Source organism: Phormidium sp. CCY1219, from assembly GCF_055795085.1.
On record NZ_JAYFEQ010000517.1, the window covers coordinates 1 to 12,886 of the forward strand.

Below are 12,886 nucleotides of genomic sequence, written 5' to 3' on the forward strand. Positions count from 1 at the left end.
CATTTTTTATTTGAATATTTGGTCGAGAGGCTTTCCCTGTGGTAGAATGCGCGGATATCTCCATATGGTTCACCCTCTACCCCCCCCAAAAAACACGATCGAGTTCAAATGATTTACTCGTCCCCCCCCAGATTTTGATATTGACAGAAAGCATAGGCGTCGAACAACGCGCCCACCAAACTACAGGTCAGACCAATGACGAGCAACCCTTGCAAGGGGCGACCGCTGCCAAAGGTTGATAAGAATTGTAACAAATGCTTGACACCCGACTGGCCGATAGTTCTGAACCCAGGCAGATGGCCGAGCAAAGAGAATCCCGCCAAACCAAATCCGATCGGCAGACTGGGTGCGGCAAAACTGAGGAGACTGGTTAAAAGCAGCGATCGCAGAAAATTAGGCAAAATATTCATATCAAGCAACTTAGGGGGAGTAACTGTGCAACCCAAAGTCAAAAAAAAGACCCGAGTTGATTTCTACGATAGGCGCGATCGCCTAAATTGGTCAGAACTGTCACAAATATTAAGTTTTTATTAAAAAAGTTAGTTAAAATTTGTAAAGCACCGAGGTCAATACAGCGGTCCGAATCGAGATAGAAACCCGAGTGAGTAAACCCTTGCACAAATCCAGCTTGGCAATATGGAGTCAGCGACTGCTCGCGGCGATCGTGCTAGGGGGGCAAGTGATGTTTCACCTGCTCAGTGGCAAAATCCACCGTCGCAACACCTTCGAGCAGATGGCCTTTGTCGGGCCAGACTCCCTCTTTATCGCCTTAGTCACCGCCACCTTTGTCGGCATGGTCTTCACCATTCAAGTAGCGCGAGAATTTATCAACTTCGGGGCCGGAAGCGCCGTGGGCGGCGTATTAGCCCTCGCCTTATCCCGCGAACTCGCCCCGGTTCTCACCGCCGTAGTCCTCGCGGGACGAGTGGGATCCGCCTTTGCTGCGGAACTCGGCACCATGCGCGTCACCGAACAAATCGACGCCCTCTATATCCTCAAAACCGATCCCATCGATTACCTGGTCATTCCCCGGGTCCTCGCCTGCTGCGTGATGCTGCCCATTTTAACCCTCTTCTCCTTTCTCACCGGCATGGTTGGCGGACTCGTCATTGCCACCAACTTGTACACCATTTCTCAAACCATCTTTCTCGACTCCGTTCGCACCCTCCTCGGCTTTTGGGATCTCGTCAGCGCCTCGATTAAAGCCATTTGCTTCGGCGGAGTGATTGCCGTGATTGGCTGTAGCTGGGGCTTGACCACCACCGGGGGAGCCAAAGGAGTCGGACAGTCCACCACCACCGCCGTAGTCACCTCCTTGCTCGCCATCTTCATTTTCAACTTTTTTCTCTCCTGGCTGATGTTTCAAGGCGTGGGCACCGGCGTATTCTAATCCCTCGCCGCCCTTCACCCTCTAAAATAGATCCACAGATCCACAAGTACACCCGACAAACGCTTTCCCCAAAATCACCGTGACCACTACCCCTTCCACCTCAATCCGACAAACCGTTAAACTCTCGCCGAGTTACGTACTCCCTTGGGCATTCCTCATCGGTGCGGTGCCCTTGCTGGCCATTCAACCCTTGCTCAGTTTGCCGATCGCCCTGTTTGGCTTATTTCTGATGTATCAAACGGCAACCATTCGCCTGGAATTTACCCCCACCGCTCTCGACGTTTACCGCACCGAAACCTTGATTCGCCGCTTTCCTTACAAAGAATGGGAAAATTGGCGCATCTTCTGGCCCTCGGTGCCCATTTTGTTTTACTTCAAAGAAGTCAAAAGCATCCATTTTCTGCCGATTCTGTTCGATGCGAAGATGCTGCAAACCTGCTTAGAAGAACGCTGTCCCTACAAGCAGTAATCTGAACCAATCCCGGGGGGTGGGGGAGTCAATTGCACTTCCCCACCCCCATTCGCCCTCAGTCCCTCCTTCGGCTACAATGCCTCCTAGGACACTCCCACCACTGGTGCTGCCCGGGGCCGAACCCTCCCCGCCTGTCCGCCCATTGAAGATTCATTCTCTAATATCCCTTGCCCATGAATTCAGACGAAACCCAAACCCCAGAACCCAGAGAAAGCGATCGCCCCATCGACCTGGAAACCGCGATCGGCCAGGATCCTCCGGGGTCCTCGCTGACGGCGGGCGACCCTTCTGCGGTTCCCGCCCCCCCGGCGGTGGATCTGTCCGAAGATGTATGGGCAGAACCGACACCGGAGAGCGACCCTGCAGAGTCTGGCACCACCAACACTGAGGCTCCTGAACCCACGCCACCGATGGATGTGCGACTCTCCCAGGATGAATGGGCAGAACCGGCTACGGAAAGCGCACCCCCAGACACTCCGGAACCCGAACCCACCCCCGAGGAGACTCAACCTGCGGCACCTCTCAACATCCAGTCGGCGGAAACCAGCAAACCCACTGACGCGCCCCCGCCCTCAGATGCGGAAGAAAATGCCGCCACGCCAGCAGCGTTAGAAGACCTGGAAGCCGTGGGAACTGCCACTGCGGAAACCCGCGAACCCACAGATGCGCCCCCGCCATCGGATGCAGAAGAAAATGCCGAAACCCCAGAAGCATTAGTCGCGGCGTTGGAACGACAAGTGGCTCAATTGCAACATCAAAAACTCGCGTTGCAAGAGGAAATTACCCAGTTGCAAGCCTCTCGGGCTGATTTGATGCAAGGGCAACTCGCCGATACCCAAGCAGCGATGGGGCGGTTGGTGAAAGATGCCTTGAGCGAGTTAGAACAGCGCAAGCATCACCTGCAAATTAGCGTGGAACAGCTCGAACGGCGTCAGGAGCGGATCCGCTCGGAAATGCGAACCACCTTTGCTGGGGTCTCCCAAGATTTGGCCATTCGGGTGCAGGGATTTAAAGATTACTTGTCCGGCAGTTTGCAGGATTTGGTGAATGCGGTGGAGCAATTGGAGCTGACACCGGAAGAACCGGAACCGCAAAGACCCCCGGCTAAACCGACTCGCGGGGGCGATCGCAGGGGCGATCGCAGGGGCGATCGCTTGGTCATGCCCAAGTTTGCCGAAGGCGGGTTTCAAGACCAAGCCAAACACATTCGCCGCATGTTGGATAAATATCGCACGATGCCGGATTATTACGGACCGGCATGGCAACTGCGTCGGACGTTTGAACCAGTTCACGCACAGCGCCTTTCTCAGTGGTTTTTCACTCAAGGGGGTCGCGGGGCGATCCGGACGATGGGTAGCCGCTTGCAAAATATTTTGGTGACCTCGGCGGCAATTTCCGCGCTCAAAACCCTTTATGGCGATCGCCTCCGCACCCTGCTACTCGCCAATACTCCGGAACGTCTGGGAGAATGGCGCAGGGGGTTGCAAGATTGTCTGGGCATTTCTCGCATTGATTTTGGTCCCGATCGCGGGGTGGTTCTGTTTGAAGCCCCCGAAGCGGTGGCCCAAAAAGCCGACCGCTTGCTCAAACAAAAGCAAATGCCGCTAATCGTCATTGATGAGACGGAAAACGAAGTTAATCTATCCCTGCTACAATTTCCCCTGTGGCTGGCTTTCGCGCCGGATCCGGAAGTGCCAACGGTTCTGTAGCACACACAGGCCAGTTGCCCGGGACGAGGGGACGGCTCTGTGCGGCACTCTCTGGCCGATCGCGCGCAGCAAACCACCTAGGGCGCGCGATCGCTACGGGGGGAACGCGATCGTCTCGGTGCGGTTTGCTTGTCCTAGCGGGGTGCAATTCGATTGGTTTGTTTTTTTATCGTCTCAAGTTTTACCTCAAGGATAGCGATGGTTCTCTGGCTTGTTATAAATTTTTCTTTGTTGATAGCGGGATATTTGTTCGGTTCGATTCCTACCGGATATATTGTGGCTCGCAAACAACTCGGAATTGATATTCGCGAGGAAGGTTCTGGCTCTACAGGTGCCACCAATGTCCTCAGAACGGTGGGCAAAGGAGCCGCTTTGTTTGTGTTTTTGGTGGATGTCTCGAAAGGCATTGCCGCGATCGCTCTGGTTCGCGCGCTCTATTCTTGGCCGGCAATGACCCAATTGGCACCCCCGACGGTGGATCCGTCGATTTGGGTGTATTGGATGGCAATGGTAGCAGGCATCGCCGCTTTGGTGGGTCACACCAAATCAGTGTGGATTGAGTTTCGCGGCGGAAAAGCGGTGGCCACCAGTCTCGGCGTTTTGTTGGCTCTTTGTTGGCCGGTGGCTTTACTAACATTCAGCGTGTTTGGCATCATGTTGTCGATTTCACGCATCGTTTCTCTCAGTTCGATGTCCGGTGCGATCGCCCTCCCCGCTGTCATGTTTTTGATGAATCAACCCCTGCCCTATCTCTTATTTGGATTCTGCGCGGGTTTTTATGTTATTTGGCTCCATCGCAGCAATATCGGGCGTCTGATGGCAGGCACCGAACCTCGCATCGGCCAAAAACTACAGCAGCAATCGGAAAGTCTTCAATCTTAAACTATCCCCAGTTTCAAGGGGGAAGGGGAAAAATTGAGGCTCGATAATAGAGCATTTTCTCAATTTTAACGGTCTCAATTTTTATCTCTTCATTCTACTTTTTTCGCCGGGTAGTTTTACTCAACTAAATAATCAACTTCAAAATTGTTTTTTATGGATTAATCGTCGATTTTTAAGGTTAAAAAATGCCTAAATTCGTGATTAGAATTTAGGCAAATACTGAGTTTAATATTGATGCCTATCTAACCTCGGGACAGGCTACTGCCATATCCAGAAAGGCGGTGGATTTCGAGGGCAATTGGATAAAATTGCGATAAATTTTTGTCGGGGAAGGGAAAACATTCGGCAAAATCCCAACTGAAGAATTGAGGAGTTGCGATCGCCCCTGCTCAATTCTTCAGCGTTACCGATCGCCAATTATTTTCCCAGTTCTTTCGATCGGGCGGCGGAGGCTTGCACTGCTTCGATAATCGCGGATCGAAATCCGGCTTTTTCCAGTGCGGCGATGCCGGCGATCGTGGTTCCTCCCGGACTGGTGACGCGATCTTTCAGTTCGGCGGGATGGAGGGAATTCTCGCGCATCAGGGTTGCCGTACCGAGTACGGTTTGCAACGCCAGTTGAGCGGCGATCGCCCGGGGCAGCCCAGCACAAACCCCGCCATCTGTCAAGGCTTCGATTAAAATCGCCACATAGCCCGGACCGGATCCGGAAACCCCGGTGACGGCATCCATCAGAGATTCGGGGACTTCAATCGTTTCCCCCACCGCTTGCAACACCTGCTTGGCGCGTTCCAGGTGATGGGGTTCAACTCCAGGACCGGCAGCGATCGCCGACATCCCGGCCCCCACGATTGCCGGTGTATTCGGCATGACGCGGATGGTGGGCACTTCGGGAAAAGCGGCGGACAATTTGCTTAACGGAACCCCCGCCAAAATCGAAATCACCACCGGCACCTGCTGTGCTGTACCCGGAGTCGGCAGATCTGCCGTGACGCGATCGAACAGTTGGGGTTTAATCGCCAGCAGCAGCACCTCAGTGGCACCGGCGGCGGCGTGATTGTCCGACGTCACCCCTACACCATATTGTTTTTCTAACGTTTGCAAGCGGTCCGCATTCGGATCGCTCACCAAAACCTCTTGCGGGCGATAAAGTTCTCGAGAAAGAAGGCGGGATAAGAGAGCTTCTCCCATTACCCCGCCGCCAATGATGCCAAATTTAATAGACAATGGTCCAATATTTTTAATCTACTTTCAGCTCATCCGGCGATCGGCGGTGCGGCAGGGATCGGGAGCGATCGCCCCCAGGAACCACCCACCACCGATGTCCGACTCAAATTACTGTGCTGCCATCTGGGACTGCCCTGGAGTCCAAGTTGCGGCAGGTTGTCCGCCTGCGGGGGGACGGGAGGCGCGTAAATGGGGTTGTAGAACCTCGTGAACCACGCCGGTTTGGGTACTGACTTGCACGCAGCTGGGGGTAAACAGGAAGATGCTTTCCCCGATCCGCTCTTGATGACCATCCAGGGCGTAGGTGCCACCGGCAATGAAATCAACCGCCCGTTGCGCTTGGTCGGGATCCATCATTGTCAGGTTCAAAACCACAGATTTGCGTTCCCGCAGGGCTTGAATGGCTTGGGGCATTTCTTCAAAAGACTTGGGTTCCATCACCACCACTTCCGAGATGCCGTTGTTGGCTCCAGGCAACCCAATCACGTTATTCATCGCGTTCATGCTAGACCCCATAGCCCCTTCTGTTCCAACCATACCCATCCCCGAAGTGCGATCGCGAAGGTTTCCTCTATTCCGACGCGCTTCCGCTTCCGGAGACGCTGCGGCTGGTTGTTCTTGGTACAGGTTTTGATACCCTTCCCCTTCTATTTCGTCATACTCGTACTCATAATCCACGGGATCGTTGATCCCCACCATATCTCGTAGCTTGGAAAAAATCGTATTCACGGTTTTCGCTCCATCAAAACTAGGGTTAAATGAGGGCAGATGTTTTAGCTGATAGATGACTACCAAACAAAGATTAACTTTGTCCCTTCCGTGCAATATTCCCATCGACGATCGAAATATTGCCGGCCTCCACCAAAGCGCGAAGCGCGGATTGCGCGCACCATGTCTGTCTCGGTTGTGACAATGGCCTTATTAATCTGGCCTACATCCACCTTTCCGGTGTGGGAGGCAATGCTCAGCCACGGCGGGAAAAGGGGATGACTTTTCTGGAGAAGAACCGAGCGCCAATGCTCGAACCGCTTTTTCTGTAGCCTTGCCCTAACAGCTAATGCTGCCCATTTCATTGCTCGACCCTACCCAGGTTAACAGTCTATTGTAGATTGTCACATCACCCGCGCGCTCTCCACATCTTAAAAGCAAGGTTGGTGATTTGGCGAGGCTTTCGGGGTTTGAGTTCGACCCTATAATTCCTATCCCAGTTAAGGTTATTTTCAACTTTTGGGTTTGGGCGCTTTTGTGGGAGTAATTTCTCTACCCCTTATCCTACTGCAAATTCTCCGGAAAAACGTTAAGGCGATCGCTTGCCAAACAAAATCGTCCCCAACCTAACCATTGTGGCTCCCGCTTTCACCGCCAAATGATAATCTCCTGACATTCCCATCGACAATTCCTGCATGGAAATATGCGACCAGTGTTGCTGCTCGATGTCCTCGGCGAGTTCCCGGGCGCGATCGAACAAGGCGAAGGTTTCCGATTCGGCTAACCCGGAAGGCGGAATCGCCATTAACCCTTTAATCTGCAAATTTTCACACTGGTTCAGCGCCGGGAGATCCGCCAGCAGTTTGGGAATTTGCCACCCGTATTTGTTGGGATCTTTGAAGATTTTCACCTGTAGGCAAACTTGGGGTTTAACCGATAGCGGTGCGGCTAAACGATCCAATCGCTGCGCGATTTTCAAACTATCCACCGAGTGAATCCAGGAAAATCGTTCTACAGCGCGTTTGGCTTTATTGCTTTGCAAATGTCCGATCAGGTGCCAATTGATATCTGACAAATCCGCTAATTGGTCTTGTTTCCCTTCCGCTTCTTGGATGCGGTTTTCGCCAAAATCGCGAATTCCCGCCGCATAGGCTTCCCGGATGGCGTCTGCTGACACCTGCTTGGATACTGCCACCAATCGGACTGACTCGGGTAAGGAGGCGCGAATTTTGGCAATCCGTTCGGCTATAGTCATTGAAACGTGCGTTTGTGAATAGCTTGAAGCTGAGCGTAATCTTTCGTTTGTCCGGTGCGACGCAGCACTCGCAGGCGGTTTTCCACCAGCAGGCGAGCATCGCTGCGGGTAACGGGTTCAAATCGCAAGCCCTCAGGCTCGGAAATGACCAGAAAAAATAGGCGTTGGGCATAAAGGGTGGTGAATAACTCGCGGTTCGCTTCAACCATGCACACCCTAAATAGCAGGCCAAAATTGGGATGATTCAGGTAGGTTTCGGTGTTCATTCAGCTTCTTGATTCTTGCTGTCTATCGCCAGGTTATAGATTCACAACAGATTTGAGGGATTGCTGTTCAGGTGCGGTGGAGGTTCCGGAAAAGCGGGTGAAAATTGCTGAGGTAAGGAGTGCGGGCGATCGCCCCCGTCTGGCAAAACCCGAGGGATTTTCACCCCTAACTCTGGCGGCGTTGTGGTCCCCCATCCCAATCCCTGTGCTGGCGTTTCCCCGCGCGTCGCCAACCTTAATTCCCATCGGCTACATCTCGCTCTTTGGCTCATCTGTTCCTCAAAAATTTCCCCCAAGCCACTGTTCCCATCTCCGTTACTCCTGACCTCCAATCCTAGGGACGCAAGGCGCAGATCGACACACTTAATTTGCTCAATTTGCCCTCTACCATACTCCCCCCTGACCCTCTCCTGTGGCAAGATCTCCGGGCTTCCAGCTCACCCTTCGGCGTACTGATGCCGTATCAAAAAATACAATTCTTCATTTATTTACCATTAAATGGGCAATTGCTCTAGATCCATCAGCCATCCAATTCTTTCATCGAGTTGAAGGCGTGGGATTCCCTGAATGTCTGAATAACCGTTTAAAATTGTACAATCCGAGTTCCTCTGTGTGGGTTTCTCCGGCGGCTAAAGCTGCTCAAAACGCTCTCAAATTTGCCCGCCTAGGATGCCACCTACTTGAGGACCAGTTGCATGGCGGCAATTTGGGCTTGCGCTTTGTGCAAAGATTCGTGCCATTCTCTCTCGGGATCGCTGTCGGCGACGATCCCTGCCCCCACTTGCCCCCACACCAATCGATGCGCTGTCTCTGGGGTGGTTTTCCCGCGATCGCCGAGGGTCTCCTCGCCATTTGTGGGTGCTGGTTTCTGCGGCGGTGCCAATAACAGGGTGCGGATTAAAATATTTAAGTCCAGTTGCCCGCGCCAGTCGAGATATCCGCAGGATCCATAAAATAAACTGCGGCGCAAGGGTTCGAGTTCTTCAATAATTTCCATGCAACGAACTTTCGGACAGCCGGTGATGGTCCCGCCGGGAAACATGGCGCGGATTAAATCAACGGCGTCACACTCGGGGCGCAGGGTGCCGATCGCATTGCTCACCAGATGCATCACGTGACTGTACCGTTCGATGGTTAACAGTTCGTTCACTTGCACCGATCCCCACTGACACACTCGCCCTAAGTCGTTGCGCTCTAAGTCCACGAGCATAATATGTTCGGCGCGCTCTTTTTGGTTGGCGAGCAATTCTTCCGCCAAGAAGCGATCGCGCTGTGGGGTCTCACCCCGCGCTCTCGTCCCGGCAATCGGGCGGGTCTGCGCCTGGGATCGTTGCAACTGCACCAGCCGTTCTGGGGAACAACTCACCATCTCTCCCCAAGGAGTCTGCCAATAACTGGCAAAGGGCGAAGGATTAATCTGATGCAAGGCGCGATAAACCGCCCAACTGTCTCGGGCGATCGCGCTCTCAAACCGCAAGGACAAGTTTGCCTGAAAAATATCCCCCGCTTCAATATATTTCTTCGCCTGTTGCACCGCTTTTTCATATTGGCTTTGCGATATCTGAAACTCCAGGGGAGTGGCGATCGCCTCGGAATCGGCTTCTCCCACAAATTCCTCTGGCGATTCCCAACCGGAACTTCCCGCCCTAACTCGCTTTTCCATCACCTCGAGTGCGGCGCGATCGCTGGCGGCTAACCACAGCTTTTGCTGGTGGTGGTCTAAAATCGCAAACTCGGCGGGTTCGTACCAATACGCCACCGGAAACGGAAGCGGATCGGGATTAAAATAAGGCAGCTTTTCGATTTCCCACGCGAGATCGTATCCCAGCCATCCCAACCACCCGCCGGTGAAGGGAAGGGACTCTCCCTCGGGCAATTCCTTCGGTTGCGGTGTCTGTTTGGAACACTCCAGCAGGTGGTGCAGGAATGGCAGAATTTCGCCAATGGGCGGGATCCACAGTCGCGGGCGATTCTCCACGATACGCGGCGCACCGGCACAGATGGAATATCGCGCGTGGGGGTTAGGCGTCGGGGTGGGATAAGGACTTTCTAACAGGGTGGCAATGTTGTGGATAGAAGGTTCCCCCGGTCCTTTTGCCTCGGCGATCGCAAAAAGTGCGGCAAAGATTTGCGATCCGGTGCGCCCTTCTAGGGGAAGCGATCGCCAAAACCACGGTAATATCGGTTCCATCATTCACTTCCCCTTTGAATTCTCGCGTCTCGGTGGCAATAAATCGCTTCTGCTCGCCTTTTTCATCCTTGCATCCCTCGCCGATTTCAAAACCCTTGCCATCCCCATACCAAGCGCACGCCCCAGAAGCCACACAGAACCGCGATCGCTACCCAGTCTCTCGCTTTCAATTGCAGGTGGTGCCACCGCACTCGATGCTCGTTGGGACTGGTAAAGCCGCGCACTTGCATTCCGCCAGCAATCTGCTGCGCTCGCAATAACAAGTTTTCTAGCAGTCTTTCCACTACAGTGAACCACACTTTGGCGGTGCCGCGCAAGCCGAGTTTTTTCCAGTTAATGGCGCGGGTCCGCACGGACCGAATTAAATTTTGCACTTCTTCTAACACCAAGGGGATAAACCGCAGGGATAAGGTTAAGGTCAGGGCAATTTCTGTCACCGGGACGTTAAATCGCCGCAGGGGACTCATCAAATCTTCGATGCCTGCCGTGATTTCTTCGGGGGCGGTGGTGAGCAAATACAGGTTGGTGCTATAAATCAGGGTAAACAGGAGGGTGCTGATGCGGATACCCAGATCCAAGGAGCGACGGGTAATTTTAAACCGCCCCCGCTCAAAGATGACGTATTGATATTCGTGGGGTTGGGGAAGGGAATCTTCCACCAGGGATGGGGGCACGGTTCTGTCTTGTCCCCAACCGAAGGGATTGTACCAGGGATTGCGTGAGTCGGCGGCGGGTGGGGTTGGCGGTTCGTGATTAAAGGCGATTTCCTGGGCGGGGAGGCGCGGTTGATGTTCTACGGAAAGTCCGTCGGGGGCGATCGCGGTAATCCCCAATATCAATATCCCCAGCATCAGCAACCATCCCATTTGCTGTCGCCACACTCGCAGGGGGATCCGCGCGATTACGGTCATCGCAATCAGCAACACCACTAACCCAATCCGTAACGGTGCATTGGCTAGGACCGGGGCAATTAAAAAGCTCATCAGCCATCCGAGTTTGACTCTGGCATCTAAGCGATGCAGTCCTGTCACTGGCTGTTCGAGATATAGCCCCAGTGGTAGCGATCGCAGTAAATCCATCAGCGTTTAAATGGTAATTTTTTTTCGAGTTTATAGCGATTTTATTTTATCCGCAATCCGGCTGAACTCGCCCTAAAATACGCGAATTTTGCCAAGGCATACCAATTAAAATGCCTACCCTTGCCATTCCGCTTGGGCATTCCTGGTCAATCTCAATAAAATCCATCTCTCGCCTTTTCCCATCCTGAAGAAGCATGGGCTTTGATAATATTTTCTCCCCCTGAACCTATCAGCTCCACAGTACGGACAGGACAAGGCTTTGTCCTGTCCTTCGCCTACGGATTTGTCGGTTGTGGCAACCCCTACACTTTCACCGCGCGATTGGTTTTGCTGCTGTCCACATCTCGGGCTTTTTTCCCGCGCCAAATCAAGCGCAATGGCGTCCCGGTAAATCCCAGGTTTTCTCGGAATTGTCGTTCGATGTAACGGCGATAGTTTTCGTGAAATCGGGTCGGATCGTTCACGAATAATGCAATGGTTGGCGGTTGGGTGCTGACTTGGGTGCCGTAGTAAATTTTTCCTTGTTTTCCTTGGCGAGTGGTGGGCGGGGTGTGCCAGCGCAGGGCTTCTTCTAGGACTTCGTTAATCACGGAAGTGGAGACGCGACGGGAATGTTCCCTGGCTGCACTTTCTACTAAATCGATAATTTTTTCCACTCGTTTCCCCTGTAGGGCACTGACGAAAATCATATCGGCCCAATCGAGAAAATACAGGCGAGCTCTCAGGTGGTTTTCGTATTCGTAAATGGTGGAGGAATCTTTTTCTATCGCATCCCATTTGTTGACGACGATAACGCAAGCCCGTCCCTCTTCTTCGATGCGTCCGGCTAATTTTTGGTCTTGTTCGGTGACGCCATCGAGGGCATCAATCACCAGCAGCACTATTTCTGCCCGCCGAATGGCTTTAAATGACCGATTGATGCCAAAAAATTCCGGTCCGTATTCCACTTTTTTCTTTTTCCGAATCCCGGCGGTATCGATGAGGCGATAAATTTGTCCCTTGCGTTTGACCAGGGTATCGATCGCGTCGCGGGTGGTTCCGGAAATTTCACTGACGATCGCCCGCTTTTCCCCAACAAAGGCATTTAATAAGCTGGATTTTCCCACGTTGGGTCGTCCCACAATGGCTACTTTGATTTCGTGGGTTTCTTCGATTTCATGCAGGGGCGGTAAGTAGGAAATTACTACATCGAGCAAATCGCCGGTTCCGCTTCCGTGAATCCCGGAAATGGGATAGGGTTCTCCCAATCCGAGTTCCCAAAATTCTGCTGCTTGAATTAATCCGTCGTTGACGGATTCGCATTTGTTGACGGCGAGCACCACGGGTACGCTTTGCGCCCGCAACCAGTTGGCAATTTCGCGATCGGCAGCGGTAGGGCCGAGTTGTCCGTCTACTACAAAAATAGCAACTTTCGATTCGGCTAAAGCCACCATTACTTGTTCGCGGATTAAGGGTAAAAATTCGGTTTCGTCATCGAAGACTAATCCGCCCGTATCCACTACCTGAAATTCTCGGTCTTGCCAAAAGGCGTCGGCGTAGGTGCGATCGCGCGTGACTCCGGGTTGGTCATGCACGATCGCCTCTTTCCCTCCCGCCAGTCGGTTAACGAGGGTGGATTTTCCCACGTTGGGTCGTCCGATAATAGCAACAATAGGTAAAGCCATCGGTTAAGTTTCCTGTTTTTTCGCTAAGAGCTAAAATATTGCA

The 12,886-nt window shown here is 53.0% G+C and carries 12 protein-coding genes; 4 read left to right on the top strand and 8 right to left on the bottom strand.

The features are described 5' to 3' along the window. Nucleotides 1–113 precede the first annotated feature (113 nt). Entirely contained in the window at nt 114–410 is a 297-nt protein-coding gene (locus tag AC0QH1_RS13625) for a hypothetical protein (protein WP_324631704.1), read from the bottom strand. A gap of 203 nt (nt 411–613) precedes the next feature. On the opposite strand from AC0QH1_RS13625, the gene AC0QH1_RS13630 reads away from it, so the two are divergent. The 4 genes from AC0QH1_RS13630 to plsY all read left to right on the top strand — a co-directional run bounded on the left by AC0QH1_RS13630 (nt 614) and on the right by plsY (nt 4,453). Next, nucleotides 614–1,390, top strand: coding sequence for an MlaE family lipid ABC transporter permease subunit (locus tag AC0QH1_RS13630; RefSeq protein WP_442957312.1), 777 nt, complete (start codon nt 614–616; stop codon nt 1,388–1,390). Between the two features lie 79 nt (nt 1,391–1,469). Beyond that, nucleotides 1,470–1,859 (top strand): DUF3119 family protein, encoded by a 390-nt coding sequence (locus AC0QH1_RS13635; protein WP_324631707.1) that lies wholly within the window; start codon nt 1,470–1,472, stop codon nt 1,857–1,859. A 629-nt stretch (nt 1,860–2,488) separates the two neighbouring features. Continuing rightward, nucleotides 2,489–3,571, top strand: coding sequence for a DUF3086 domain-containing protein (locus tag AC0QH1_RS13640; protein WP_442957314.1), 1,083 nt, complete (start codon nt 2,489–2,491; stop codon nt 3,569–3,571). Nucleotides 3,572–3,769: 198 nt separating this feature from the next. Continuing rightward, nucleotides 3,770–4,453, top strand: a complete 684-nt coding sequence (gene plsY / locus AC0QH1_RS13645) for a glycerol-3-phosphate 1-O-acyltransferase PlsY (protein WP_324631708.1) — start codon at nt 3,770–3,772, stop codon at nt 4,451–4,453. 417 nt (nt 4,454–4,870) lie between these two features. Here the strand turns inward: plsY and proC are convergent, their stop codons facing one another. The 7 genes from proC to der form a co-directional block, all read right to left on the bottom strand. Beyond that, nucleotides 4,871–5,680 (bottom strand): pyrroline-5-carboxylate reductase, encoded by an 810-nt coding sequence (proC, locus tag AC0QH1_RS13650; RefSeq protein ID WP_324631709.1) that lies wholly within the window; start codon nt 5,678–5,680, stop codon nt 4,871–4,873. Between the two features lie 108 nt (nt 5,681–5,788). Then, nucleotides 5,789–6,409, bottom strand: coding sequence for a cell division protein SepF (locus AC0QH1_RS13655; RefSeq protein ID WP_324631710.1), 621 nt, complete (start codon nt 6,407–6,409; stop codon nt 5,789–5,791). 568 nt (nt 6,410–6,977) lie between these two features. After that, nucleotides 6,978–7,643 carry a YggS family pyridoxal phosphate-dependent enzyme gene (locus tag AC0QH1_RS13660; RefSeq protein ID WP_324631711.1) on the bottom strand — a complete coding sequence of 222 codons (666 nt, stop codon included), beginning with the start codon at nt 7,641–7,643 and terminating at the stop codon, nt 6,978–6,980. Next, a complete protein-coding gene (gene pipX, locus AC0QH1_RS13665; protein WP_324631712.1) occupies nt 7,640–7,909 on the bottom strand; it encodes a transcriptional coactivator PipX in 270 nt (89 codons plus the stop codon). Before pipX ends, AC0QH1_RS13660 begins: the two co-directional genes overlap by 4 nt. A 676-nt stretch (nt 7,910–8,585) precedes the next feature. Continuing rightward, nucleotides 8,586–10,103 carry an anthranilate synthase component I gene (locus AC0QH1_RS13670; RefSeq protein ID WP_324631713.1) on the bottom strand — a complete coding sequence of 506 codons (1,518 nt, stop codon included), beginning with the start codon at nt 10,101–10,103 and terminating at the stop codon, nt 8,586–8,588. 83 nt (nt 10,104–10,186) lie between these two features. After that, nucleotides 10,187–11,179, bottom strand: a complete 993-nt coding sequence (locus AC0QH1_RS13675; protein WP_324631714.1) for an energy-coupling factor transporter transmembrane component T family protein — start codon at nt 11,177–11,179, stop codon at nt 10,187–10,189. A 302-nt stretch (nt 11,180–11,481) separates the two neighbouring features. Further along, nucleotides 11,482–12,843 carry a ribosome biogenesis GTPase Der gene (gene der / locus AC0QH1_RS13680; protein WP_324631715.1) on the bottom strand — a complete coding sequence of 454 codons (1,362 nt, stop codon included), beginning with the start codon at nt 12,841–12,843 and terminating at the stop codon, nt 11,482–11,484. Nucleotides 12,844–12,886 lie beyond the last annotated feature (43 nt).

Bases quoted from the DNA above. Each gene is read 5' to 3' on its own strand.
- AC0QH1_RS13625 (WP_324631704.1), bottom strand. From the start codon at position 410: ATGAATATTTTGCCTAATTTTCTGCGATCGCTGCTTTTAACCAGTCTC.
- plsY (WP_324631708.1), top strand. From the start codon at position 3,770: ATGGTTCTCTGGCTTGTTATAAATTTTTCTTTGTTGATAGCGGGATAT.
- AC0QH1_RS13660 (WP_324631711.1), bottom strand. From the start codon at position 7,643: ATGACTATAGCCGAACGGATTGCCAAAATTCGCGCCTCCTTACCCGAG.
- pipX (WP_324631712.1), bottom strand. From the start codon at position 7,909: ATGAACACCGAAACCTACCTGAATCATCCCAATTTTGGCCTGCTATTT.
- AC0QH1_RS13670 (WP_324631713.1), bottom strand. From the start codon at position 10,103: ATGATGGAACCGATATTACCGTGGTTTTGGCGATCGCTTCCCCTAGAA.
- AC0QH1_RS13675 (WP_324631714.1), bottom strand. From the start codon at position 11,179: ATGGATTTACTGCGATCGCTACCACTGGGGCTATATCTCGAACAGCCA.
- der (WP_324631715.1), bottom strand. From the start codon at position 12,843: ATGGCTTTACCTATTGTTGCTATTATCGGACGACCCAACGTGGGAAAA.